Here is a 25,991-nt window from a genome sequence, read left to right on the forward strand (position 1 = left end):
CCTGCGGTCGCTACGGCAGTCGGCCGACGCCGCCGAACTCGATCCACTCCCGCGTGAGCTGACGCGGCGCCACCTCGGTGTCCGGACGCCAGGTGGAGACCTCCACCAGGCCGGGCTCGAGGATCTCCAGGCCGTCGAAGTACTCCGCGACGTCCTTCTCCTGACGTACCCGGCCCCAGTGCCCCTGCGTCGCCTGGTCCATGAAGTCGGTGACGAACTTACGGACCTCGGGGTCCTCGCTGACCAGCTGGCACATCACCATGAAGCTGCCGGGCGCGAGGCGCTCGCGCACCCGGCGGGCCACGGCGAGCGGGCCGTCGGTGTCGCTGTCCGGGATGCAGTGGAACACCGAGTTGAACAGCACGGCCACCGGCTGCGAGAAGTCGATCAGGCGCTCGGTGTCCGAGTGGGAGAAGATCTGGTCCGTCGCGCGCATGTCCGCGTGGATGACGGCGGTGTTGTTGTTCTGGTCCAGCAGGGCGCGGCCGTGGACCAGGACCATCGGGTCGTTGTCGACGTACACCACGCGTGAGGAGGGGTCGACGGCCTGCGCGACCTGGTGGACGTTGTTCTGGGTGGGCAGGCCGGAGCCGTGGTCGAGGAACTGCCGGATCCCGAACTCGCCGGCCAGGGTGCCGACCACCCGCTGGAGGAAGCGACGGTTGTTCAGGGCGAGGGCCCGGGTGCTGGGGACGACCTTGTCCAGCTCCTCGCAGGCGGCTCGGTCCGAGGCGTAGTTGTCCTTGCCTCCGAGGTAGTGGTCGTACATGCGCGCGGCCGTGGGGACCGTGGCATCGATCGACGTGGACAGCTTTCCAGGCTCCATGGCTTCCCCCAGGGGCAGGACGGCCGAGGAGATCACCTCGCCGACAACACATCCTAGGGAGACCGCAGTTGGTCGGGCCAGTCCATCGGTCGACGACCGGGAGAACGGCCCCCTTGACGGGGACACGGGGCACGGAATTCGCTGCTGGAAAGCGGCGGAGGTGTCCGGGAACGACATCTCTCGTGCGATATGTTCTGAATGTCGTTGTGTCGTCAAATGTTCGTAGGTGCCTACGAGATGGCCGTGCCTTGTCCCGGTACGGGCCTTTCAGCCGCACCCCTCTCGGCCGTGGCGAGCCCTCTGTGAGGGCTTCTCGGTCGCCTTTCGTGGTCAGGGCTGTGCGGCCCGCCTCTTCGAACTAGGGTTCTCGACCGGAAGCCACATTCGACGGGGGTACGCACGTGGCCGATGCGGCGCGCTCGCAGGACGACACCGCGCACGACGGGGGGAAGAGCGGCCGGTTCACCGGCATGGGTCCCTTCATGCTCGTCTGGAGCGGGCAGGCGGTGTCCCTGGTGGGCAATTCCGTCCTGCGGTTCGCCTTCGTCTTCGAGACCTGGTCGGCCACCGGCCGGGCGACCGCGCTGACCACCCTCTCGCTGTGCGCGCTGCTCCCCCAGGTGCTGCTGAGTCCGCTCGCCGGAGCCTTCGTCGACCGCGTCAGACGGCGTACGGCACTCCAGCTCGCGGACGGCGGCGGACTGCTGGTCGTGGCGCTGCTCGCCGTGCTGCACTTCACCGGCGGCCTGCACACCTGGGAGGTCTACGGGGCGGTCATGCTGCTCGGCGGTGCCGCCGCGTTCCAGTTCCCGGCGCTCGGCGCGGCCGTGCCGTTGCTGGTGGACAAGAGCCGACTCCAGCGCGCGAACAGCCTGTTGGCGAGCGCCAAGAGCACCGCCGACGTGGGCGGCCCGGCGCTCGGGGGGCTGCTGGTGGCGTTCTCCGGGCTCGGTTTCATCCTCGTCGCCGACCTGGTGAGCTTCGCTCTCGCGCTGGCCACGATCCGGGTCGTACGGATGAAGGGGGACAACGGGCCGGCGGCGAAGGCGGCCGGCGGTCCGCGCAAGAAGCTGATCGCCGAGGCGGTCGAGGGGATGCGTTTTCTGTTCCGCTTCCCGAGCCTGCGCGATCTGATGCTGGCCTTCTGCTTCGTCAACCTGGTCATGGTCTTCGGCTTCGCCGCCGTACAGCCCATGGTGCTGGCGCGCTCCGGCGGGGAGACCTCGGCGCTGGCGAGCGTCAACACCGCGATCGGGGTCGGCGGGGTCGCCGGCGGGCTGCTGATGGCGGCCTGGAGCGGGCCGCGCAACCGGGCCCGGGGCATGCTGCTCGGGATCATCGGCATGTGTCTGTCCGCGCAGGTGGCGATGGCGCTGGCGGGCGAGGTGGTCGGCTGGTGCGCGGCCATCCTGGTGGGCGCGGCGCTGATGCCGATGATCAACGGCACGATGCAGGCGATCGTGCAGACGAAGGTTCCGCAGGAGTGGCACGGCCGGGTCTTCGGCGCGGTGATGTTCCTGTCACAGCTCTCCGTCCCGCTGGCCACCGCGGTCTCCGGTCCGCTGGCCGACCATGTCTTCGAACCGCAGGCCGCGGACGGCGCCGGCATCTTCGTGGTGCTCGGGCCGCTCCTCGGGGACGGGCCGGGCAGCGGGATGGCCGCCATGCTGCTGATCGCCGGGCTGTGCGGCATCACCGTCGCGGTGCTCAGCATGTCCCGGCGCACGGTGCGCGAGATCGACTCGCTGCTGCCGGACGTCGCCGGCGACTCCGCGGAACCCCCTGACGGCGACGGCTCCGCGCGGCCCGGCGATCCCGAGGCCCCGCAGAGCACCGACGAACCCGACAACCCCGGGAACAAAGCACTCGTGGAGGGCCGACCATGACCACCAATCCGTTCGAGGACGAGAACGGGACCTATCTCGTCCTCACCAATGCCGAGGGCCAGTACTCGCTGTGGCCCGAGGGGATCGCCGTGCCGGACGGGTGGGACGTGGCGCTGACCGCGAGCAGCCGTGCCGAGTGCCTCGCCCACGTCGAGGCCAACTGGACGGACATATGTCCCGCCCGCGCGGGCGCAGACGCCTGAGATGGGGGCGACGGGGGCGTTGCACGGTGTGCATGAACTCTTCGCGCGGCAGGCTCGGCGGACACCGGCCGCGACCGCGCTGGTGGACGGCGGGGAACGGCTGAGCTACGGCGAACTCGACGCGCGTGCCGACCGGCTGGCCGGGCTGCTACTGCGGCACGGCGTTCGACCGGGGGCTCTGGTGGGCGTGTACCTGGAGCGGTCCGCCGAGATGGTGGTGGCGCTGCTCGGCACGCTCAAGGCCGGTGCCGGCCATGTGATGCTCGACCCGGACTTTCCGGCGGAGCGGCTGCGCGGGATGGCGGCCGACGCGGGGGTCGATGTCGTGGTGTGCCGCCGGGGGGAAGGCCAGCCGGTGACGGACGCCGTGTCGGTGGCGGTGGAGGACGCCGAGCAGGCCCGGCGGATCGCGCCCGTGGCCGTACGGCCGCACGATCCGGCCTGCGTGATGTTCACCTCCGGCTCCACCGGTCGTCCGAAGGGCATCGTCGCCCCCCATTCCGCCATCGCCGGGACGCTGACCGGGCAGGACTTCGCGTCCTTCGGGGCCGGCGCGGTGTGGCTGCAGTGCTCCCCGGTGTCCTGGGACGCGTTCGCGCTGGAGCTGTGGGGGCCGCTGCTGAACGGCGGCCTGTGCGTACTGCACCCGGGGCAGCGGCCCGACCCGGTGGTGATCGCCGAGTTGGTGAACCGGCACGCCGTCACCGCGCTGTACCTCTCGGCCTCCCTGTTCCACGTGGTCGTCGACGAGTGTCCGCGGGCCCTGGACGGCGTACGTGAACTGATCGTCGGTGGCGAGCCGTTGTCGCCCGCGCACGCGGCCCGCGCCCTCGCGCGCCACCCCGGACTGCGGCTGAGCAACGGCTACGGACCGGTCGAGGGCATGGTCTTCCTGACCGTCCATCCGGTCACCGCCGAGGAGGTCCGGGACGGCCGGCCGGTGCCGATCGGGCGCCCGCTGGCCGGGAAGCGGCTCCGGGTGCTGGACGAGCGGCTGCGGCCCGTCGCGGACGGCGGGACGGGTGAGCTGTACGCCGCCGGTGCGGGTGTCGCCCTCGGCTACTGCGGCCGGCCGGAGCTGACGGCCGAGCGGTTCGTGGCCGATCCGTACGGGCCCGCGGGCGAGCGGATGTACCGCACCGGGGACCTGGTGCGGCGCCGGGCGGACGGGGTGCTGGAGTATCTCGGGCGTGCCGATTCCCAGGTGAAGATCCGCGGCTTCCGGGTGGAGCCGGGCGAGGTGGAGACGGTTCTGGCGGGTCATCCGGGCGTGGTCCGGGCCGCCGTGGTCGCCCGGCCCGACAGCACGGGCGAGAAGCGGCTGGTCGCGTACGTCGTCGCGCGCGACGGCGACTCGCGGCCCTCGGAAGGGGAGTTACGGGAGCATGCGGCTCGACCGCTGGCCGACTATCTGGTCCCGGCCGCCTTCGTCCTGATGGATGCCCTGCCTCTGACCCCCAACGGCAAGCTGGACCGCGCCGCCCTGCCAGAGCCCGGCCCGGTCACCGGCTCCCTCGGCTCGGCGGGCGGACGGCGGCCGTCGGGGCCGGTGGAGGAGGCGCTGTGCGCGCTGTTCTCCGAGGTGCTGGGGGTCGCGTCCGTCGGCCCCGAGGACGACTTCTTCGAGCTCGGCGGCAACTCGCTGACGGGCGCCCGGCTGCTGGGCCGGATCCAGCTGACGCTGGGCGCGCGGGTCGGCGTACGGACGCTGTTCGAGTGCCGGACGCCGGCGGCGCTGCTGCCGTACGCCGAGGAGACGGCGGAACACGGCGACCGGGCGGACGTGCCCGCTGGGCCCCCGGCCGGTGACACGCTTCCCCTCTCCTACGCCCAGCGGCGCCTGTGGTTCCTGGACCGGGTCGACGCGGGCACCGCGTACACCCTGCCGGTGCTGGTGCGGCTGCGTGGGGCGGTCGACGCGCAGGCGCTGCGGGCGGCGCTCGGGGACGTGGCGGCACGGCAGGCGGTGCTGCGGACCGTGTTCGAGGAGAGTGACGGCGAGCCGGGGCAGCGGGTGCTGGACGGTGCCGAGGCACGTCCGCGGCTGCGGGAGGTCCGGGTCGGTTCCGGGGAGCTGGCGGGGGCCGTCGCCGAGGCCGCCCGGCACCGCTTCGACCTCGCCGCCGAACTCCCCCTGCACGCCGTGCTGTTCGGTGTCACGGACCGGCCGGACGAGCACGCGCTGCTGCTGGTTCTGCACCACATCGCGGGTGACGGCTGGTCCCTGCCGCCGCTGTTCCGGGACCTGTCGCGGGCCTACGCCGCCCGTGCCGCCGGAGCCGTGCCGGAGGCGACCGCGCTGCCCGTGCCGTACGCCGACTTCGCCCGCCGCCAGCGGGAGCGGCTCGGCGCGGTGGACGATCCCGGGTCGTTGGCCTGCGAGCAACTCGCGTTCTGGCGCAAGGCCCTGACCGGTCTGGCTCCCGGCGGTCCGCTGCTCCCCCGCCGTCCCGGACGGCCCGCCGTGCCGGGCCGGGACGCCGACACCGTCGTACGGCGGCTGGACGCGGGGACGCACGCGCGGATCGTCGATGCGGCGCGGGAGCAGGGTGCCACGCTGTTCATGGCGTTGCACGCCGCGCTGGCCACCGCGTTGGTGCGGGCCGGGGCGGGCGAGGATCTCGCGGTCGGGTCGCCGATCGCCGGGCGCGGGCACGACGGCACGGTGGACGACGTCGTCGGGTTCTTCGTCAACATGCTGGTGCTGCGCACCGACGCCTCCGGCGACCCGACCGCCCGGCAGCTGCTCGCGCGGATCCGGGAGACGGCGCTGGACGCCTTCGCGCACCAGGACGTGCCGTTCGAGGAGGTCGTGGACGCGCTGGGCCCCGTACGTCCGCCGGGACGGCAGCCGTTCACCGAGGTGGTGCTGGCGCTGCAGAACAACGCCCGCGCCGAGGTCGACCTGCCCGGCGCCACGACCGGCGTGGAACCGCTGCGCACCGGCACCGCACGGTTCGAGCTGCTGGTGGACGTGACGGACGACCACTCCCCGTCGGGCTCGCCGGACGGCATGACGCTGGTCTTCGAGTACCGGACCTCCTGTCTGGAGCCGGAGTGCGTGGACGGGCTGGCGGACTCGGTCGTCGAGGCGCTGCGCGCGGCGGCCGCCGAGCCGGACCTGCCGCTGTCCCGGCTCGTGCTGCCCGAGCCGTCCCGGCGGGCGGACCCGGCGCGGGACGCGCTGCTCACCCCCGCCCGCGCCGACGACGGCCCGGCGGACCCGGCGCTGCGCCGGGAGATCGCCGCCGTGTGGTCCGACGTCCTCGGCGTCGAACGCGTCGGCCCGCACGACGACTTCTTCCGGCTGGGCGGCAACTCCCTGCGCGCGGTGCGGGTCGCGGCCCGTCTGACCGGTGCCGGGCGCCCGGTGACCGCCGCCCAGCTGTTCACCTCGCCCACGGTCGCCGCACTCGCCGCCGAGCTGGAGCGCGCGCCTGCCGGGGCCCCCGCCGCACCGGCGCCGATCCCGCGCCGGCCGCGCGTTCCTCGGCAGCCCGGCCGCGCCGGCCGCACCGACACCAGCCACAAGGAGGTGCCATGGACCTGAGCGTGATGTTCTTCGGCGCCGACAGCCCCGCGGACCCCGGGGCCGCGCCCCGGCACAGCGAGGCATACGACGACATCCTCACCGTCGCCCGCACCGCGGACCGGCTCGGCTTCCACGCGATCTGGACGCCCGAACGGCACTTCCAGCAGGTGGGCCAGGTGTTCCCGAGCCCGCCGGTGCTCAGCGCGGCGCTCGCGGTGGCGACCGAGCGGATCAACATCCGGGCGGGCAGCGTGATCCTGCCGCTGCACCATCCGCTGCGGATCGCGGAGGACTGGGCGGTCGTCGACAACCTCTCGCACGGCCGGATCGGGCTGTCGGCCGCGACGGGCTGGCACTCCGCCGACTTCGTGCTCGCACCCGGCAGCTACGACGACCGCCGGGAGCGGACCCTGCGGGACATCCCGCTGCTGCGGCGGCTGTGGGCGGGCGAGGAGGCCGAGTTCACCGACGGCACCGGCGCCACGGTCACCGTCCGGCCGCAGCCCCGGCCCGTGCAGGACACCCTGCCGCTGTGGCTGACGAGCTCCGGCAACCCCGCGACCTGGGAGGCGGCCGGAGGTCTGCGGGCCGGGGTGCTCGGGGCGACCGTCGGGCAGAACCGGGAGGAACTCGCCGAGCGCATCGCCCGCTACCGGGCCGCCTGCGCCGCCGCCCCCGACCAGGGCGGCACCGACGCGCACGGCCGGGTGACGCTGATGGCGCACACGTTCGTCGGCGCGGACGACGAGGAGGCGCGGCGGCTGGCCGCCGCGCCGCTGAAGCGGTACCTGCGCTCCTACGTGCGCCAGACCACCGCGAACCGCACGGCCGACCGGGCGACGGCGGAGCTCACCGGGGAACAGACCGCGCTGCTCGCCGAGTTCGCCTTCCACCGCTATCTGACCTGGGGCAGCCTGCTCGGCTCCGCCTGGACCTGCCGGAAGATGCTCGCCGACCTGCGCGAGCTGGGCTGCGACGAGGTCGCCTGCTTCGTCGACTTCGGCCTCGGCCGCGCCGAGGTGCTGGCCGGGCTGCACCGGCTGGCGGAGCTGCGGGAGGACGTGGCGTGAGAAGCAATTTCGCGGTCTTGCGCGAGGACGTGGCGTGACAAGACGGTTCCCGGACTGGCGGGAGGACGCGGCGTGACAAGGCGATTCGCGGCCTCACGGAAGGACGCGGCGTGACGGGGCAATTCGCGGCCTCGCGGGAGGCCGCGGCGTGACGACGAGGGGCTTCACGGTCCTCCGGAAGAGCGTGGCGTGACAGGGGATTTTCGCGAGGGTCCGGGAGGACGTGGCGTGACGGGGACTACGGGGACTACGGGGGCGGCGACGGCCGGTGCGTCGATGGCCGAGCGGTTCGGCGCGCTCAGCGGCGAGCAGCGGATCCGGCTGATGCGGCGGCTGGTGGAGTCCGGGCAGCCGGGGCTGATCCCGGCGGTCGTGCCCGCGCGCGACGGGGACGGCCCGGTGCGGCTCAGCCCGGCGCAGGAGGACCTCTGGGTGTACGAGTCGCTGTATCCCGGTACTCCGGCGCTCAACCTGTGCTGCGCCTACCACTTCGACGCCCCGACGGACCCGGACCTGCTGGAGACGGCGCTGACGCTGGTGCGCCGCAACCACGACGTCCTGCGGGCCCGCATCGGCGGTGAGCCGGGCGCGCTCGGCGTCACCTTCCCGCCCGAGGAGCGGTTCCGTCCGGAGCAGGAGGACCTGCGGGGCACCGGCGTCACCGTCGCCGAGGCCTTCGAGACCTTCCGGCGCCGCCCCTTCGATCTGGCGGGCGAACCGCTGATGCGGGCTCGCCTGGTCACGGTCGACGACCGGCGGGCCACGCTGATGCTGAGCCTGCATCACGTCATCGCCGACTGGTGGTCCTTCGACGTGCTCCAGGCCGAGTTCGCCGAGGCCCACCGCGCGCTGCGCTCCGAGAGCGCGTCGATGCCGGCCCGGCCCCGCATCCAGTACGCCGACTTCGCCTCCTGGCAGGGCGAGTTGGAGGCGTCCGGCGTCTTCGAGGCGCGGCTGGCGTTCTGGCGCCGCTATCTCGCCGAGCCGCCGGGGCCGCTGACGGTGCCCGGTGCCGGTGCGGGGTCGTCCGAGGAGATCGCCCAGGTCCCGTTCCGCGTGGCCGCCCCGACCGCGCGGGCCGTACGGGCGCTGGCCCGCGAGCGCGGCGCGTCCGTCTACGTCGTCCTGATGGCGGCCTTCGCCGTCCTGGCGCACCGTCTCACCGGCGCCGACGACATGGTGCTCGGCACCCCGACCGCCAACCGGGCCGCCAAGGGTCTGGAGCGGGTCATCGGGTACGTCATGAACGCCATCCCGACCCGGTGGCGGATCCGGCCGGGGGACTCCTTCGCCGATGTGCTGGCCCGGTTCGCCACCGACTTCCCCGAGCTGATGGCCAACGCGGACGTGCCGGTGGGCCGGATCGTCTCGGCGGTCGCGCCCGACCGCAGCGCCGGGCGCTCGCCGCTGTTCCAGTGGGTGTTCATGCACCTGACGCAGCAGCGGAGCGTGGCCGCGCTCCGGGAGTTCAGCGAGCCCGAGCGGATCCACACCGGTGGTGAGCACGACCTCGTGGGCATCGTCCGGGACGCCGAGGACGGCACGATGGACGGCAGCTTCGAGATCCGTACGGCCCTGTTCGGCGCGGACGCCGTACGGCACTGGACGGACGCCTATCTGGAGCTGCTGCGCCGCTTCACCGCCGACCCCGGGGTGCCGCTCGCCGAGGTCGGTCTGCTGTCCGAGGCGGGCCGGACGCGGCTGCTGGAGACCGGCGTCGGCGCTGACGCTCCCGAGCCGGTGTCGCTGCCCGACCTGGTGGCACGGCAGGCTGCCCGTACGCCGGACGCGCCCGCGCTGGAGGCCGGGGCGCTGGCGCTGACCTACGCCGAACTCGTGGACCGGGTCGACCGGTTGGCCGCGGTGTTCGCCGAGCACGGGGCGGGGGCCGGTGCGGTCGTGGCCCTCGCGCTGGGGCGCACCTCGGCGATGGTGCCCGCGTTGCTTGCGGTGCAGCGGGCCGGTGCCGCCTGTCTGCCGGTGGATCCGGACTATCCGAGCGAGCGGATCCGGGGCGCGCTGGAGGACGCGAAGCCGGTGCTGGTTGTGGTGGGTGAGCGGGGGGTGGCCGTCGATACCGATGTGCCGACGTTGGTGTTGAGCGAATCGCTGGAATTGCCACGACCTGTTGATGGCCGTCCACCGCGCCGTCGTGGCTGGTCGCGCCCACGCGGCGGCAGCCGCAGATCAATGACAGCCCCGCGCCCCTGTGGGGCGTTCCGGCCGGCCTACGTCATTCACACCTCGGGCTCCACCGGGCGTCCCAAGGGCGTTGTCGTGCCGCACACCGGTCTGGCCGCCCTCGCTCAAGGGCTCGTGGACGGCATGGCGCTGACGTCGGAGACAAGAGTTCTGCAACTCGGGTCGCCCGCGTTCGACATCTCCGTGGGCGAGATGTGCATGGCGTTCGGGTCCGGCGGGACACTGGTCGTGGCGCCGGACGGGCCGCTCGTCGGGCAGGGGCTGGCCGAGGTGCTGACCGGGCTGCGGATCAGCGCCGCGATGCTGCCGCCGTCGGTGCTGGCGACCCTCCCCGTCGGGGAGTACCCGGACCTGCGGTCGCTGGCCGTGGGTGCGGAGGCGTGTCCGCCGGAGCTGGTGGCCCGCTGGGCCGTCGGGGGACGGCGGTTCCACAATGCGTACGGGCCCACCGAGTTCACCGTCGCCGCGACCGTCTCCGGCCCGCTCACCGGCGACGGCACGCCCCCGCCGATCGGCGCCCCGCTGCCGGGCACGCGCGCGTACGTCCTCGACGAACGGCTGCGACCGGTGCCGCCGGGGGTGTGCGGTGAGCTGTATCTGGCGGGGCCGGGTGTGGCGTACGGCTATCTGGGCCGGGCGGCGGCGAGTGCCGAGCGGTTCGTCGCCGACCCGTACGGGGCGCCCGGCACGCGCATGTACCGCACCGGGGACCTGGCCCGCCGCCGGGACGACGGGCAGCTGGAGTACCTGGGCCGCTCCGACGACCAGGTGAAGATCCGGGGGCAGCGGATCGAGCCGGGCGAGATCGCGGCCGTCCTCACCGGGCATCCGTCGGTCGAGCGGGCGGTGGCGGTCGTGCGGGAGGACCGGCCGGGCAGGCCGCGGCTGGTCGCGTACGTCGTCGGCGGTGACGGCCCCGGGCCGGTGCCGGAGGCGCTGCTGGCGTACGCCGCCGGGCGGTTGCCCGCCGCGATGGTGCCGGCCGACGTGGTGGTGCTGGACGCGCTGCCGCTGGCCCCCAACGGCAAGCTGGACCGGGCGGCGCTGCCCGCGCCGGGGAGCCGGCCCGACGGCGGCGGGCGGGCGCCCGAGGGCGGGCGCGAGGTGGCCCTGTGCGCCCTGTTCGAGGAGGTGCTCGGCGTCGAACGGGTCGGCGCCGACGACGACTTCTTCCGGCTGGGCGGCGACAGCATCATGGCGATCCAGCTGGCCGGGCGGGCGGCGGGGGCGGGGCTCGGCGTCACGCCGCGTGACGTGTTCACGGCCCGGACGCCGGCCTCGCTCGCGCTGACCGCACGGGAGACGGAGAGCCTCGTCGAGGACGCCGGCACGGGGCGCTTCCCGCTGACGCCGGTCATGCGCTGGTGGCGCGAACAGGGCGGGGACGCCTCGGCGTTCACGCAGTCGATGCTGTTCCCGGTACCGGCGGGCGCGGGCCCGGAGCGGGTCGAGGCGGCCGTGCGCGCGCTGGTCGGACGGCACGGGGCGCTGCGGATGCGGCTGGTGGACGGGGAGCTGGAGATCGGCGAGACCGTCCCCGAGGTGACCGTGGCACGCGTCGAGGTGCCCGCCGGCGCCGATGCCCGGGAGCCGGCCGACGAACTGGCGGCCGCGGTACGCCTCGACCCGGAGCGGGGCGAGATGCTGCGGGCGACCTGGCTGGACGGGGACACCGGGCGGCCGGGTCCGCTGCTGCTGACGGTGCACCATCTCGCGGTCGACGGGGTGTCCTGGCGGCTGCTGGGCCCCGAACTGGCCGCCGCGCTGGCCGGGGAACGGCTGCCGGAGCCGCCGGGCACGTCCTTCGCGCGCTGGGCCCGGCTGCTGGCCGAGGAGGCGGTGCGGCCCGGGACGGCCGATGTGGAGTCGGTCCGGTGGGAGGCGATGCTGGGCGGCCCGGACGCGCGGATCGCGGGCGGCCGGGGCGCCGGGGCCAGCCGCGCCGTGCTCACCGTGGAACTGACGCCGGAGGTCACCGAGGCGGCGCTGTCCGAGGTGACGGAGGTCTTCCACTGCGGCCCGGACGCGGTCCTGCTGACCGCGCTGGCCGCGGCGGTCGTACGGCACCGGGGCACCGGCACCGGTCTGCTGGTCGACCTGGAGGGCCACGGCCGCGAGGGGCTCTCGCGGCCGGCCGACGTCTCCCGTACCGTCGGCTGGTTCACCACCCAGTACCCGGTCCGGCTGGACGCGGGCGCCGCGCTCGGCGCGGACTTCTGGCGGCCCGCGCGGGACGCGGCCGGTGAGGCGCTCAAGCAGGTCAAGGAGCGGCTGCGGTCGGTGCCGTCGGGCGGCCTGAGCTGGGGTCTGCTGCGTCACCTCAACCCGGACACGGCCCCGAAGCTGGCCCTGCTGCCGGTCCCCGACCTGCGCTTCAACTACCTGGGCCGGTTCTCCGGCGGCGACACGGCCGGCGGCGAGCTGCTCGGCATGGCCGCCCAGGCGCTGCCGCTCGGGCACGCCGTGGAGATCGACGCGGTCGTCCTGGAACGGGGTGCCGGGCGGTCTCGTCTGAGCGCCACGTTCTCGTACGCGCGCGGGGTGCTCGGCGAGGACGAGGTGCTCGCGCTCGCGCGGCTGTGGTGCGAGGCGATCGAGGTGCTGGTCGAGCACGCCCGCCGGGACGGCTCGGGCGGTCACACCAGCTCCGACTTCCCGCTGGTCGACCTCTCGCCGGACCAGCTCGCCCTGCTGGAGGGCGACTTGGACTTCGAGGACCTCGACGGGGAGGGGGGCGGCTGATGGGCGGCCGTATCGCGGACGTGCTGCCGCTCTCCCCCGCGCAGGAGGGCCTGCTCTTCCACGCCCTGCGCGATCCGGAGCGGCCGGACCCGTATCTGGTGCAGGCCCGGTTCCGGATCGCGCCCGGCGTCAGGGGCGAGGCCCTGCGGGCCGGGGTCGCGGGGCTGCTGGAGCGGCACCCGAACCTGCGGGCGTGCTTCCGGCACGAGCACGTGGAGCGGCCGGTGCAGGTGATCCCGCGCGCGGTGAAGGTGCCGTGGACGGAGGTCGACCGCACCGGGCACACCCGCGACGAGGTGGCGCCGGAGCAGGCCCGGCTGATGGCCGAGGACCGCCGTGTGCGCTTCGATCTGGCCCGCCCGCCGCTGCTGCGGGCCACGCTGGTCCGGCACGACGAGGGCGCCGAGCTGCTGCTGACCTTCCACCACATCCTGCTGGACGGCTGGTCGCTGCCGTTGCTGGCGCGGGATCTGCAGGCGCTGACGGCCGAGGGGGCCGTGCTGCCGCCCGCCGTGCCCTTCAAGCAGTACCTGGTCTGGCTGAAGGGCCAGGACCAGGGCCGTGCCGAGGCGGCCTGGCAGGCGGCGCTGACCGGGCTGACCCGGCCCGCGCCGCTCGCGCAGGACGGCCCCGACGCCCCGGAGGACACGGTCGACGTCGAGCTCACGGCTGAGCTGACGGCGGCGGTCACCCGGCGCGCGGCGGACGCGGGCGTCACCGTCAACACCGTGGCGCAGACGGCGTGGGCGCTGGTGCTGGCCCGCACGACCGGCGCCGAGGAGCTGGTCTTCGGCGCGGTCGTCTCGGGCCGGCCGCACGATCTGCCGGGCGTCGAGCGGATGGTGGGGCTGTTCATCAACACGCTGCCGGTGCGGATCGCGCTGCGCGCCGGGGAGGGCGTCGACGAACTGCTGGCCCGGGTGCAGCGCGAGCAGCTGCGGCTGGCGCCCCATCACCACGTACGGCTGTCTCAGGTGCAGCGGGCGGCCGGGGCGGGCGAACTCTTCGACACGGTCCTGGCCTTCGAGAACTTCCCGCGCGCCGAAGGCGCCGCCCCGGCGGTGGAACTGACCGGGGTACGGGACGCGACCCACTACCCGGTGACGATCGCCGTGGTCGCCGCCGAACGGATGCTGCTGCGGGTCAGTTGTCGCGGAGGCATCCCGGCCGCCACGGTCGGCGCCCGCCTGGTGCGTGCCTTCGAGGCGCTGACGTCAGCGCACGGCACGCCCGCCGACCGGCTCGACGTCCTGCCTCAGGAGGAGCGGCGGCAGCTGCTCGCCCAGGCCGAGGGCCCGGCGCGTACGCCGTCCGCCGCGTTGAGCATCCCCGGGCGCTTCGCCGCGCAGGCGGCCCGCACACCCGACGCGCCGGCCGTCGAGTCCGACGGCGAGGTGCTGACGTACGGCCGTCTCGACGCCGCGTCCGACGCGCTGGCCGGGCGGCTGCGGGAGGCGGGAGTGCGGCCCGGCGACACGGTCGCGCTGCCGCTGCCGAGGTCCGTGGCGATGGTCGTCGCGCAGCTGGCGGTGCTGAAGGCGGGCGGGTGCTGTCTGCCGCTGGACCCGGGGGCTCCGGCCGGACGGCTGGCGGCGCTGGTGGGGGCGGCCGGCGCGAAAGCGGCGGTGGCGGACGGCGAGGTACGCCTTCCGCCGGGAACGCCGGTGCTAGGGACCTCGGGCGGCCCGGAGTCCACCACTCCCCTGCCCTCCTCCGTGCACCCCGAGTGCGCCGCCTACGTGATGTACACGTCCGGTTCGACGGGCGAGCCGAAGGGGATCGTCACCCCGCATCGGGCCGTCGTGGAACTGGCGTCCGACGGCCGTTTCGCGAGCGGCGCGCACGAGCGCGTGCTGCTGCACAGCCCGCACACCTTCGACGCCGCGACCTACGAGACCTGGGTACCGCTGCTGACCGGCGGCACGGTCGTGGTCGCACCGCCCGGACCCGTCACCCCCGATCTGCTGAAGAGGCTGCTGCCCGAGGGACGGGTCACCGGGCTGTGGCTGACCGCCGAACTGCTGCGCACCGTCGCCGAGATCGCGTCCGAGGTGCTCGGCGGTGTGCGCGAGGTGTGGGCGGGCGGGGACGTGCTCGACCCCGAGGCGGTCCGGCGGGTGCGCGAGCGGTGCCCCGGCACGCGGGTGGTCAACGGCTACGGGCCCACCGAGACGACCGTGTTCGCCACGGCCCACCCGGTGACGGGCGCCATCGGCGCGTCGGTGCCCATCGGACGGCCGCTGGACAACTCCCGCACCCACGTCCTCGACCGCCTGCTGCGCCCGGTACCGGCCGGTGCGGTGGGCGAGTTGTACATCGCCGGCAGCGGGCTCGCCCACGGCTATCTGAACCGTCCGGGCCAGAGTGCCGAGCGCTTCGTCGCCGACCCGTACGGGCCGCCCGGCACCCGTATGTACCGCACGGGCGACCTGGTGCGCCGCCTCCCCGGCGGTGAGCTGGAGTTCGTGGGCCGCGGCGACGACCAGGTCAAGGTGCGCGGCTTCCGGATCGAGCCCGGCGAGGTGGAGGCCGCGCTGGCCGCCTGCCCCGGTGTGGAGCGGGCCGTGGTCGCCGCGCGCCCGGGACCCGGTGGCGGCAAGCGGCTCGTCGCGTATGTCGTGGGCGGGGACCTGGACCTCGTACGCGAGCACGCGGCGCGCACGCTGCCCGCGCATCTGATGCCGTCGGCGTGGGCGCCACTGGACGCCGTACCGCTGACCGGGCACGGCAAGGTCGACCGGGCCGCGCTCCCCGAACCCGAGCCGGAGCAAGCGCGACCGGGACCCGGGCGGATCGCCCGGCCGGGGCATGAGCAGCGGCTGTGCACGCTGTTCGCGCAGGCTCTCGGGGTCGACGCGATCGGGCCCGACGGCGACTTCTTCGCGTACGGCGGCCACTCGCTGCTCGCCCTGCGGCTGACCGCGAGCATCCACACGGAGCTGGGGACCCGGGTGTCCCCCGCCACGCTGTTCGAGGCGCCGACGCCGGCCGCGCTCGCCGCCCGCCTGACCGCGGGACGCACGGAGGAGGACGCGTACGCCCCGCTGCTGGCGCTGCGCCGCGAGGGTGACCTGCCCCCGCTGTTCTGTCTGCACCCGGGCCTCGGCCTCGGCTGGGCGTACGCGGCCCTGCTGCCGCACCTCGCCCCCGGGCGGCCGGTGTACGCGCTGCAGACGCCGGTGCTGCACGGCGGACAGCTGCCCGCGACACTGGGTGAGTTGGCCGAGAGCTGTCTGCCGATCGTCCGGGCGGTGCGCCCGCACGGGCCGTACCTGCTGCTCGGGCGGTCCTTCGGCGGACCGCTGGCGCACGAACTGGCGGTGCGGCTGCGCGCGGCGGGCGAGGAGGTCGCGCTCGTCGCCGTCGTGGACGCGATGCCGAAGCCGCCCGAGGTGGCGCGGGTGCCGCTGGAGGCGGCGGTGGTGGAGCAGGCGGCGCTGGGCAACCTGCTGCGCAACGCGCTGCCCGGCGTCCCGGCCGGGCCGGGCCCGCTGGACCGGGCCGATGTGGTGGCCCGCGTCCACGCGCACAGCGCGCTCCTCGCCGGCCTCGACCGGCAGCGGATCGGCGCGCTGGTCGGCGCCATGGAGCGGTACATCGAGATGGCCCGCGCCTGGCGGCCGTCGCCGTACGACGGCCGGGTCACCCTCTTCTCCGCCACCCGCGCCGCGGAGGCGACGACCGGGGAGAAGAGTGCGGCGTGGCGGGCGTGCGCGGCCGCGGTGGACGTGCACGAACTCGACTGCGAGCACAGCGATGTGCTCACACCGGGGCCGGTCGGCGAGGTCGCCGCGGTCGTGGAGAACGTACTGGCAGACCTGGCGGAACCGGCCGGGGACCGCACGGGGGGGGGACGGAGCACAGGCAGATGACCGCTGACGACATCGGCACGGTCGGGGCGTACGACGAGGCTCTCGGGGAGCCCGTGGAGTACGAGTTCCCGGCCTCGGACGCGCAGGCCCGGCTGCTCGTCCTGGACCACATGGACCCGGGCGCCGCGACCTATCACGTACCGGCGGCCTTCGTCGTGCGCGGACCGTTCGACGCGGCGGCCTTCGGGCGGGCGCTCGACGGGCTCGTCGCCCGGCACGAGTCGCTGCGCACGGTCTTCCGCACCGGCCTCGACGGGGTGCCGCTGCAGATCGTGTCCGCGGCCGGCCGGGTCGAGCCGCGCGAGGAACGCGACGTACCGGTGGCCGGGGTGGAGGCGCGGATGCGGGCGGAGGCGGCCCGCCCCTTCGACGTGACGGCCGGCCCGCTGCTGCGCTGCACGCTGTACGCCGTGGCCGACGGCAGCCACCGGGTGCTGCTGGTGGCGCACCATCTGGTCTGCGACGGCTGGTCGCTGGGGGTGCTGCTGCGCGAGCTGTCGGCCGGGTACGAGAACGAGACCAAGGGCCTGCGCCACAGCCCGCCGGAACTCCCCCTCCAGTTCCCGGACTTCGCCGCCTGGCAGCGGGAGCGGCAGGCGGCGGGCGAGTACGCCGGATCGGTGGCCCACTGGGCCGAGCGGCTGCGGGGTGCCCCGGAGACGGTCGCGCTGCCGCTGGACCGGCCGCGCGGGGCGGTGCGCACGGCGGCGGGCGGCACCGAACGGTTCACGCTGCCGGCCCGGGTGCGCGAGCGGATCGCCGAGACGGCACGGAGGCGCGGCGGCACCCCGTTCATGGCGGTGTTCGCCGCGTACGCCGCGTTCGTGAGCCGGCTCTCCGGCGCCGAGGACCTGGTGATCGGCTTCCCCGTCTCCGGCCGGGACCGTCCCGAGCTCCAGGACATGGTCGGCATGCTGACCAACACCCTGGCGCTGCGCGTCGACCTGTCCGGCGACCCGTCGTACCACGACCTGATCGACCGTCTGCGCACCGCGCTGCTGGACTCCCAGCCCTACCAGGACGCCCCGTTCGAGGCGGTCGTCGACGAGGTCGCCCCGGCCCGTGAGATCAGCCACGACCCCCTCGTGCAGGTGGTCTTCGGCTACGACGACGACACGGAGCTGACCCTGCGGCTGGCCGGCGCCGAGGCCGACCGGGTCCATGTCGGCCTGGACTCCGCGAAGTTCGACTTCCACCTCCAGGTGGAGAGGTGGGGCGAGGACCTCGCCGCGTACCTGATCTATCGCAGCGCGCTGTTCGAGGCGGAGACGGTACGACGCTGGGTGCGCTGCTTCGAAACCCTGCTGGAGGGGTTGCTGGAAGACCCGGGCGCCCCACTGTCGACGATCGACATGCTGCCGCCGGACGAGAGGGCCCGGCTTCTCACATCGGCCACTGCAACGCCCTTCAGGGGCGCGGGGAACTGCGCGACAAGCCACGACGATCCCGCAGCCGCCCCACAACCGAACGCGGCACCCCCCAACGCGCACCTGGTCCCAACCCTCGTCGCGCATCAGGCCACCACCCGGCCCAACGCGACCGCGCTGATCTGTGGCGACCTGCACCTGACCTACGCCGAGCTCCTCACACGGGCCGACCACCTCGCAGCCCGCCTGCAGACACACGGCGTAAGCCGAGGAGACCGCGTCGGCCTCCTCCTCCCCCGCGGCGCCGACATGGGTATCGCCGCCCTCGCGGTCCTGCGCGCCGGCGCCGCCTACGTACCGCTGGACCCGGCGCACCCTCGCGCCCGCCTGGCCTACATGATCACCAACTCGGGTACCTCACTGCTGCTGACGGCGGCACAGACAACGGGCCTGACAGGCACGGACGTACCGGAACTCCACGTGGACGAGGACAGGGAGCCGGCGCCACCCCCGCTCACCCCGGTGGAATGCGCCCCCGACGACCTCGCCTACGTCCTCTACACCTCCGGCTCCACCGGCGTCCCCAAGGGCGTGGCCGTGGAGCACCGCGCGCTGCTCAACCTCGCGGTGAACGTCCGCCCCGTGTTCCCGGTGCACGAGACGGACCGGGTCCTGCAGTTCGTGTCGTTCGGCTTCGACGTGGCCGTGTCCGACCTGTTCTTCCCCTGGGTCGCGGGCGCCGAGCTGCACATCGCGCAGGAGGACGAGCGGCTCGGCGAGGCGCTTCAGGCCCGGCTGCGGGACTCCCGCATCACCTACGTCTTCCTGCCGCCGTCCGCCGCGATGACGCTGCCCCGCGCCCCGGGCGCGCTGCCCGACCTGCGCACCCTCGCGGTCGGCGGCGAGGCGTGCCCGGCCGAGCTGGTCGAGCGGCTCGGCGAGGAGGGCCGCCGGATCGTCAACGCGTACGGCCCCAGCGAGGCGACGGTGTACTCGACCACGGCCGATCTGCGGCCGGGCGAGCCGGTGGTGATCGGCCACGCGGTGCCGGGCACCAGCGCCCACGTCCTGGACCGGCGGCTGCGGCCGGTCCCGGTCGGGGTGACGGGCGAGCTGTACGTCTCCGGTGCCTCCCTGGCCCGCGGTTACATCGGCCGGCCCGGGATGACGTCCGAACGCTTCGTCGCGGACCCGTACGGCCCGCCCGGCAGCCGTATGTACCGCACCGGCGACCTGTGCCGGATCGACGCGCGGGGCGTCCTGCACTACCTGGGCCGGAGCGACTCGCAGGTGAAGCTGCGCGGCCACCGGATCGAACTCGGCGAGATCGAGGCCGTCCTGGCGGGCCATCCCGGGGTCACGGTCGCCGCGGCGGCGGTGCGCGGCGAGGGCGTCGATCAGCGGCTGGTGGCGTACGTGGTCGGGCAGGACCCGGCCCCCTCGGACGAGGTGCTGCGGACCCTGCTCGCCGGACGCCTGCCCGGCTACATGGTCCCGGAGGTCTTCGTACGCCTGCCGGAGCTGCCGCTGAACCGCTCCGGCAAGATCGACCGGTCCCGGCTGCCCGAACCCCCCTCCTCGCGCCCGGAGCTGAGCGGGTCGTACACCGCGCCGGACAGCGCGGCCGAGCGACGTGTGGCCCGGGTGTGGCAGCAGGTGCTGACCCTGGACCGGGTCGGCGTCCACGACAACTTCTTCGACCTGGGCGGCAATTCGGTACGGCTGCTGGCCGTGCTCGCGGCACTCCAGGAACACCCGGAGTACCGGGAACTCACCCTGATCGACCTGTTCCGGCACCCGACGGTCGCCGCCGTGGCCGCCCATCTCGACCGAGCGGCCGGGCAGGGGGCACCCCAGGAGGAGGCGGCCCGGCGCGGCGGCGACCGCCGGGCGGCCCTGCACAAGCTCCGTTCCAGGAAGGGCACGACGCGATGACGACCGAGGAAGCCGCACAGCACGACCTGGAGCCGGCGGTGGCCGTCGTGGGGATGAGCGGACGCTTCCCCGGCGCCCCCGACCTCGACACCTACTGGGCCAACCTGCGCGACGGCGTCTGCTCGCTGTCCGCCTTCACCGAGAAGGAACTGCTCGCCGACGGGGCGGACCCGGCCGAGCTGGGCAATCCCGCGTACGTCCCGGCGCAGGGGCATCTCGCGGACGCGGACCGCTTCGAGGCCGAGCTCTTCGGCTTCAACCGCACCGAGGCGGCGGCCCTGGACCCGCAGCACCGGGTGCTCCTGGAGACCGCCTGGTCGGCGCTGGAGGACGCCGGGTACGCCCCGCTGGACGCCCCGTCCCGCACCGGCGTGTACGTGGGCGGCAGCCCGACGGAGCACGCGCTGGCCGCCGGTACGGACCCGGCGCTCGCCGCGTCGATCGGCGCGCTTCAGGTCCGTATCCTCACCGACCGGGAGTTCCTGGCGCCCTGGATCTCCTACCGGCTGGGCCTGGACGGGCCGAGCATGACGGTCCAGACGGCCTGCTCGACCTCGCTGACGACGGTCCATCTCGCCGTCCAGGCCCTGCTGCTCGGCGAGTGCGACACCGCGCTCGCGGGCGGTGTCGCCATCGGCAGCGTCCGCAGGCAGGGCTACGTCCACTACCAGGGCGGCATCTTCTCCCCCGACGGCCGCTGCCGCCCCTTCGACGAGAAGGCGGCCGGCACGGTGCCGGGCAGCGGGGTGGGCGTGCTGGTGCTGCGGCGGCTGGAGGACGCGCTGGCCGACGGCGACCCGGTGCGCGCGGTGATCCGGGGCACGGCCGTCACCAACGACGGGGCCGGCAAGGTCGGCTTCACCGCTCCGGGCGTGGACCAGCAGACGGCCGCGATCACGGAGGCGTGGGCGGCGGCTGGGCTCCGGCCGTCGGCGGCGCAGTACGTGGAGGCACACGGGACCGGGACCGAGCTGGGCGACCGGATCGAACTGGAGGCGGCGAGCGCGGCGTTCGCGGCCGGCGGCCCCGGGGATCCGGACGGCGGTGCAGCTATCGCGCTCGGCTCGGTGAAGTCGAACATCGGGCACACGGACGCGGCGGCCGGTGCGGCGGCGCTGATCAAGACGGTCCTGATGCTGGAGCACGCCACGCTGGCCCCGACGGTGGACGTCACGAGCCCGGTCGCCGCGCTCGCGGACTCGCCGCTGCGGCTGGTGACCGAGACCCGTCAGTGGCCGCGCAGGCCGGACCTGCCCCGGCTGGCCGGTGTGACGTCGGTCGGCATCGGCGGCACGAACGTGCACGTGGTGGTGGAGGAGGCCCCGGCACGAGAGCCGCGCGCGGACGCGGGCGCACCCGCGACGGTCCTGCCGCTGTCGGCCCGGACGAAGCCTCAACTCGCGCTCGTGGCATCCCGGTTGGCGGCACGGCTGCGCGAGGCCGACGCCCCGTCCCTGGCCGATGTCGCGTACACCCTGCGCACCGGCCGGGTCGGAATGCCCGTGCGCGCCTACGTGGTCGCCGCCGATGTGCGGGAGGCGTCGGACAGGCTCATGGCGCTGGCCGAGGGCCACCCGGAGCCGGTGCGGGACCCGTCGGGCGAGGCGTGGCTGCGCGGCGAGGAGGTGACCTGGCCGGCGCTCGGCGGCGAGGTGCGCCGCGTACGGCTCCCGGCGTACCCGTTCGCGGGCGAGAGCCACGGCGCGCTGACGCTGCGCGGCCCGGCCGCGCCGATGCCGGCCGGGAGCGCCGCGCCCGCGCCCGGGAGCGAACTGGAGGCCGAGGTGGCCGAGTTGGTGATCGAGGCGCTGGATCTCGACGGCCCCGCCGGTCTGGAGAAGACATACTTCGAGGCGGGCGGCGACTCCCTGACGGCCGTGCATCTGGCGGGGCGCCTCCGCGACGAGCTGGGCGTCGACGTACCGATCCAGCTGTTCCTGGAACCGATCACACTGAAGGACATGACGATCCGCATCATCGAGATCAAGCAGGGCGGCGAGGACGGCGGCGCCCTGAACGCCCTGCTCGCCGAGTTCGAGGCGGAGTCGTGACCGCCCCCGACATCCGCACCCGCTGGCTGCGGGGCGTGAGCGCACCCGGCGCGAGGGTCCGGCTGGTGTGCTTTCCGCACGCGGGCGGCGCTGCGGGCACCTTCCACAACTGGGCCACGCTGACACCGCCGGAGATCGAGGTCCTGTCGGTGCAGTACCCCGGCCGCCAGGACCGGCTGTCCGAGCCGTGTCCGGCCACGATGGACGAGCTGGCGGACGCCATCACGTCGGCCCTGCTGGCAGAGCTGACGGACGATCTGCCGCTGGCGCTCTTCGGCCACAGCATGGGCTCGTCGGTGGCGTACGAGGTCGCCCGCCGGCTGGAGCGGATCCCCGGCCGCGCCCTCGCCCGGCTGATCGTGTCGGGCCGGACCAGGCCGCGTCTCGCGCAGGAGCTGGCGCCGCGGCCGGTGCCGACCGACACCGACATCCTGAACCACGTCCGCAGACTGGACCCCGAGGGCGCCGCGCTCTACGAGCACCCCATGCTGCGGACGGTCATCATGCCGTCCCTGCGCGGGGACTTCGGGCTCCTGGCCGGTTACCGTCCGGCGCACCTGCACCGGCTGGGCGTTCCCGTCACGGCCTGCGGGGGCGACAGCGATCCCGCGTGCCCGGTGGAGGACCTCTCGGCCTGGTCGGACGTCACGACCGGGGAACTGGACGTCCGCGTCTTCGAGGGGAACCACTTCTATCTCACGCCGCGGCAGGAGGAGCTGGTCGGGTTCATCGCCGCACGGCTGCTGTGAGGCCGGCCGCCGCCGTCACGCCGTGCGCTTGCGTGACGTCGTCTTCTTCGCCGCCGACTTCTTGGCGGTGCTCTTCGCCGTGCTCTTGGCCGCCGCCTTCCTGCCGCCCCGGGCCGACTTCGACGTCGTCTTCTTGGCCGAGGCGGTCGTCTTCTTCGCGGCGGTCTTCTCGGCGGCGGACGTCGACTTCTTGCCGGCGGTCTGCTTCGGGGCCGCTCGCGCGGACTTGCGCTGCGGCAGGCGTCTGACCTCGGCCTCCTCGGGCGCCTCGCCGCGCGACTCCTTGGCGGCGCGGACGCTGCTCTCCAGGGCCGCCATCAGGTCGAGGACCTTGCCGCCGGTGGCGGGCTCGGGGGCGGCGGGCAGGGCCTCGCCGGCCGCCTTCGCGGCGATGACCTCCTCGACGGCCTCGCGGTACTCGTCGTGCAGATCGTCGAGGTCGACCTCGCCGAGGGTGTCCATCAGGGCGTCCGCGAGGTCGAGCTCCTTGTCCCGGACGGTGACCCCGGCGTCGGGCGCGACCCCCTCGGGCGCGCGGACCTCGTCGGGCCAGAGCAGGCCGTGCATGGCGATGGCGTCGCCGACGACCCGGAGCATGCCCAGCCGCTCCCGGCCGCGCAGCGCGAACTTGGCGATGGCGACCTTGTTGCTGCGCTTGAGGGCCTCGCGCAGCAGGGTGTACGGCTTGGCGGCCGGGGCGCCGCTCGCGGCGAGGTAGTACGCCGCGTCCATCTGGAGCGGGTCGATCCGGTCTCCCGGGACGAAGGCCACGATCTCGATCGTCTTCGCGGTCGGGATGGGCAGCTGGGCCAGGTCCTCGTCGGTGATCGGGATGATCGAGCCGTCCGCGTCCTCGTACCCCTTGCCGATCTCTCCCTGGCCGACCTCGCGGTCCTCCAGTTCGCAGAACTTGCGGTAGCGGATCCGGCCGCCGTCCTCGGTGTGGATCTGGCGGAAGGAGATCGAGTGGCTCTCGGTCGCGTTCACCACCTTGATCGGAATGCTGACCAGGCCGAAGGAGATGGCGCCGTTCCATATGGATCGCACGTTCAGACCTTTCGAGGCGGTTCAGGCCGGTTTCGTGTGATTCTCATCGTATGACGCCGATCACAGAGGTGGAGGGGCGGCGCCTCGCGCTCAGCAACCTGGAGAAGGTGCTGTATCCGGCGACCGGGTTCACCAAGGGCGAGGTGCTGCACTACTACGCGACCACCGCCGACGTACTGCTGCCGCATCTGCGCGACCGGCCGGTGTCCTTCCTGCGCTATCCGGACGGCCCGGACGGCCAGGTGTTCTTCACCAAGAACGTCCCGCCCGGCACCCCCGACTGGGTCACCACCGCCGAGGTCCCCCGGGTCGAGGGGCCGGCGCGCATGGTGTTCGTGCAGGACCTCGCGAGCCTGATGTGGGCCGCCAATCTCGTCACCGAGTTCCATACGCCCCAGTGGGTGATCGACGCGCCCGGCGAGGCCGACCGCCTTGTCTTCGACCTGGACCCGGGCTCACCGGCCACCGTCGTGGAGTGCTGCGAGGTCGCCCTGTGGCTGCGGGAGCGGCTGGCCGCCGACGGCATCGAGGCGCACGCCAAGACCTCGGGCTCGAAGGGCCTCCATCTCACCGCGGCCGTCCGGCCGGCCTCCTCCGAACGGGCCACCGAGTACGCCAAGGACCTCGCCGTGGAGGCCGAGAAGGCGCTGCCGCGGCTCGCGATCCACCGGATGACGAAGAGCCTGCGGCCCGGCAAGGTCTTCGTCGACTGGAGCCAGAACGCGGCCCGCAAGACGACAGCGGCCCCCTACACCCTGCGCGCCCGCCGCGAGCCGACGGTGTCCGCACCCGTCACCTGGGACGAGGTCGAGTCCTGCCGCTCCCCTGACGCCCTGACCTTTTCCGCACCCGACGTGGCGCCACGCCTCCAGGACTACGGCGACCTGCTGGCGCCGCTGCTGGACGCGGACAGGGCGGGCACGCTGCCTTGAGGACGGGGATGGTCCCCGCTCAGCCCGCCCGGCCCGGTCAGCCGGAACCGACCCGCACCGTTCAGCCGGCGGCCAGCCAGACCCGCCGGTCCCGGGCCATGGCGTGCAGCGCCTCCACGTCCGCCGGCTTCAGCACCCCGCCGGAACGCCCGAGCCCGACCACCTCGGTGTCCCTGAGAACCCGGACCTCCCGCACCGAGGCCGTGATCGCCACGGCGGCCGGGGCGACCAGGACCAGCACGGGACGGACCTCGGCGGTCAGCGCGTGGGACGCCCGGTCGGCGTCGGAGCGCACGCGGCGCAGCAGCGGACGGGTCTCACGGCGGCCGAGGGCGACCATGGGGTCGGCGACGGTGACCTTCGCCTTGCGGGCGTACAGCGTGTGCAGCGCGAAGAGCCCGCCGGGCCCGATCAGCAGGTGATGGATGCGGTCGCCGCCGGGCAGCGGCACGGAGTGCAGCGCGTGCCAGCCCGCGCCGTCCAGCCGGTCCAGCGCCTCCCCGACCGTCTGCTCGGCCGTCAGCGCCCGGCGCCGCGGGTCGGGCCGCAGCCGGCGGGAGGGGCCCGGATCCCGGTCCAGGGCGATCAGCAGCGCCTCGCCGGGGCGGTTGGGCGCCAGGTCGTCGTCCGGGTGCAGGGTCAGCCCGGCCAGCTCGGCGGGGGTGGGCACCGGGGGCGGGCCCACCGTCACCGAGCCGGTGATGAAGGGGTCGAGCGCCTCCAGCACATCCTCCCGGCTCGCGTCGCTGAGCAGGTTGATCCGGCCCGCCTCACGGTCGTACCAGGCGAGGTTGCGCCCGTCGGTGAGGCAGACGTAGAGCCGTTTCTGGCCGTGCCGCCAGGTCGGTATGACGCGCAGTCCCTTCATGCACCATCACCCCACGACCATGGGAACAGGCGAGGTGCTGCGGGGGCAAGAACCCGGTTACCTTTGAGAGGAGTTGGGCACACCTCTCGCGAGGTGTGGTTGGGGAGGCGCCGTTGCGTACCCGCAGGAAGCAACCCGACGTACCTGCTCCGGACAGTCCCTGGAGCGAGATCGTGCCCGGCCTGTGGATGGGCGGGCACGAGTTCCGGGGCCGCTCGGGGCAACTGGAGTTCGCCGTCGTCAGCGACGAGTTCGATCTCGTGCAGACGCTGCTCAGGCTGCCCGGGCACGGCCCCGATCCCGGCGTGGAGCACCATGTGTGGCCGATCCCGGACGGGCCGCTGGACGGCACCCAGCTCGCCGGGGTGATCCGGCTCGCGGAGGCGGCGTGCGAGGCCCTCGACGCGGGCCGCAGGGTCCTCGTCCGCTGCTATCACGGCTACAACCGCTCGGGGCTGGTCATCGCGCACGCCCTGGTCCGCCGGAGCCACTCCGCCGAGCAGGCGATCCGGCTGATACGCTCCCGCCGCTCTCCGTGGGCCCTGCACAACGAGCTGTTCGTCGACTACCTCCGGGCCGGACTGTCGACCGCCCGGCTCCTGGAAGAGCTCGCCGAATAGCCCGTCGCCCGTACGCCCACCGGGTGCGCAAAAAGGACTTCCGTACGAATAGGGTGTACGGGCCGACGACACCCCGAGCCCCAGGAGAA

Annotated in this window: 14 protein-coding genes; 11 read left to right on the plus strand and 3 right to left on the minus strand. The window is 74.1% G+C overall.

Annotated features, from left to right (window positions below):
- Nucleotides 1-10: 10 nt before the first annotated feature.
- Entirely contained in the window at nt 11-826 is an 816-nt protein-coding gene (locus AC3ETA_RS04290) for an SAM-dependent methyltransferase (RefSeq protein WP_432191452.1), read from the minus strand.
- A gap of 401 nt (nt 827-1,227) precedes the next feature.
- Between AC3ETA_RS04290 and AC3ETA_RS04295 the strand changes: the two genes are divergently transcribed.
- From AC3ETA_RS04295 to AC3ETA_RS04335, 9 genes are all read left to right on the plus strand, one after another.
- Nucleotides 1,228-2,712, plus strand: coding sequence for an MFS transporter (locus AC3ETA_RS04295; protein ID WP_432191453.1), 1,485 nt, complete (start codon nt 1,228-1,230; stop codon nt 2,710-2,712).
- A complete protein-coding gene (locus tag AC3ETA_RS04300) occupies nt 2,709-2,915 on the plus strand; it encodes an MbtH family protein (RefSeq protein ID WP_432191454.1) in 207 nt (68 codons plus the stop codon). The genes AC3ETA_RS04295 and AC3ETA_RS04300 overlap by 4 nt, the downstream gene beginning before the upstream one ends.
- Nucleotides 2,916-2,943: 28 nt before the next feature.
- Nucleotides 2,944-6,465 (plus strand): amino acid adenylation domain-containing protein, encoded by a 3,522-nt coding sequence (locus AC3ETA_RS04305; RefSeq protein WP_432191455.1) that lies wholly within the window; start codon nt 2,944-2,946, stop codon nt 6,463-6,465.
- Nucleotides 6,456-7,517: a MupA/Atu3671 family FMN-dependent luciferase-like monooxygenase gene (locus tag AC3ETA_RS04310; RefSeq protein ID WP_432191456.1), complete on the plus strand. Its 1,062-nt coding sequence runs from the start codon at nt 6,456-6,458 to the stop codon at nt 7,515-7,517. The genes AC3ETA_RS04305 and AC3ETA_RS04310 overlap by 10 nt, the downstream gene beginning before the upstream one ends.
- Nucleotides 7,518-7,745: 228 nt before the next feature.
- Nucleotides 7,746-12,461, plus strand: a complete 4,716-nt coding sequence (locus tag AC3ETA_RS04315; RefSeq protein ID WP_432191457.1) for an amino acid adenylation domain-containing protein — start codon at nt 7,746-7,748, stop codon at nt 12,459-12,461.
- Nucleotides 12,461-16,333, plus strand: a complete 3,873-nt coding sequence (locus AC3ETA_RS04320) for a non-ribosomal peptide synthetase (protein WP_432191458.1) — start codon at nt 12,461-12,463, stop codon at nt 16,331-16,333. The genes AC3ETA_RS04315 and AC3ETA_RS04320 overlap by 1 nt, the downstream gene beginning before the upstream one ends.
- Nucleotides 16,330-19,635, plus strand: coding sequence for a non-ribosomal peptide synthetase (locus AC3ETA_RS04325; protein ID WP_432191459.1), 3,306 nt, complete (start codon nt 16,330-16,332; stop codon nt 19,633-19,635). Before AC3ETA_RS04320 ends, AC3ETA_RS04325 begins: the two co-directional genes overlap by 4 nt.
- Nucleotides 19,632-21,686, plus strand: a complete 2,055-nt coding sequence (locus tag AC3ETA_RS04330) for a beta-ketoacyl synthase N-terminal-like domain-containing protein (RefSeq protein WP_432191460.1) — start codon at nt 19,632-19,634, stop codon at nt 21,684-21,686. The genes AC3ETA_RS04325 and AC3ETA_RS04330 overlap by 4 nt, the downstream gene beginning before the upstream one ends.
- Nucleotides 21,683-22,435, plus strand: a complete 753-nt coding sequence (locus AC3ETA_RS04335; protein ID WP_432191461.1) for a thioesterase II family protein — start codon at nt 21,683-21,685, stop codon at nt 22,433-22,435. Before AC3ETA_RS04330 ends, AC3ETA_RS04335 begins: the two co-directional genes overlap by 4 nt.
- 15 nt (nt 22,436-22,450) lie before the next feature.
- Here the strand turns inward: AC3ETA_RS04335 and ku are convergent, their stop codons facing one another.
- Nucleotides 22,451-23,482, minus strand: coding sequence for a non-homologous end joining protein Ku (ku, locus tag AC3ETA_RS04340; protein WP_432191462.1), 1,032 nt, complete (start codon nt 23,480-23,482; stop codon nt 22,451-22,453).
- A 50-nt stretch (nt 23,483-23,532) separates the two neighbouring features.
- Between ku and ligD the strand changes: the two genes are divergently transcribed.
- Nucleotides 23,533-24,414: a non-homologous end-joining DNA ligase gene (ligD, locus tag AC3ETA_RS04345; protein WP_432191463.1), complete on the plus strand. Its 882-nt coding sequence runs from the start codon at nt 23,533-23,535 to the stop codon at nt 24,412-24,414.
- A gap of 61 nt (nt 24,415-24,475) precedes the next feature.
- Here the strand turns inward: ligD and AC3ETA_RS04350 are convergent, their stop codons facing one another.
- Complete coding sequence (locus tag AC3ETA_RS04350) at nt 24,476-25,282, minus strand: nuclease-related domain-containing protein (protein WP_432191464.1); 807 nt, start codon at nt 25,280-25,282, stop codon at nt 24,476-24,478.
- Between the two features lie 113 nt (nt 25,283-25,395).
- On the opposite strand from AC3ETA_RS04350, the gene AC3ETA_RS04355 reads away from it, so the two are divergent.
- Nucleotides 25,396-25,902, plus strand: coding sequence for a protein-tyrosine phosphatase family protein (locus AC3ETA_RS04355; RefSeq protein ID WP_432191465.1), 507 nt, complete (start codon nt 25,396-25,398; stop codon nt 25,900-25,902).
- Nucleotides 25,903-25,991 lie beyond the last annotated feature (89 nt).

The sequence above is a fragment of the Streptomyces sp. bgisy027 genome (genome assembly GCF_057710365.1).

Excerpts from the sequence above, each read along its gene's own strand:
- ligD (WP_432191463.1), top strand. The coding sequence starts at position 23,533 with ATGACGCCGATCACAGAGGTGGAGGGGCGGCGCCTCGCGCTCAGCAAC.
- AC3ETA_RS04320 (WP_432191458.1), top strand. The coding sequence starts at position 12,461 with ATGGGCGGCCGTATCGCGGACGTGCTGCCGCTCTCCCCCGCGCAGGAG.
- AC3ETA_RS04350 (WP_432191464.1), bottom strand. The coding sequence starts at position 25,282 with ATGAAGGGACTGCGCGTCATACCGACCTGGCGGCACGGCCAGAAACGG.
- AC3ETA_RS04325 (WP_432191459.1), top strand. The coding sequence starts at position 16,330 with ATGACCGCTGACGACATCGGCACGGTCGGGGCGTACGACGAGGCTCTC.
- AC3ETA_RS04330 (WP_432191460.1), top strand. The coding sequence starts at position 19,632 with ATGACGACCGAGGAAGCCGCACAGCACGACCTGGAGCCGGCGGTGGCC.
- AC3ETA_RS04300 (WP_432191454.1), top strand. The coding sequence starts at position 2,709 with ATGACCACCAATCCGTTCGAGGACGAGAACGGGACCTATCTCGTCCTC.
- AC3ETA_RS04290 (WP_432191452.1), bottom strand. The coding sequence starts at position 826 with ATGGAGCCTGGAAAGCTGTCCACGTCGATCGATGCCACGGTCCCCACG.
- AC3ETA_RS04310 (WP_432191456.1), top strand. The coding sequence starts at position 6,456 with ATGGACCTGAGCGTGATGTTCTTCGGCGCCGACAGCCCCGCGGACCCC.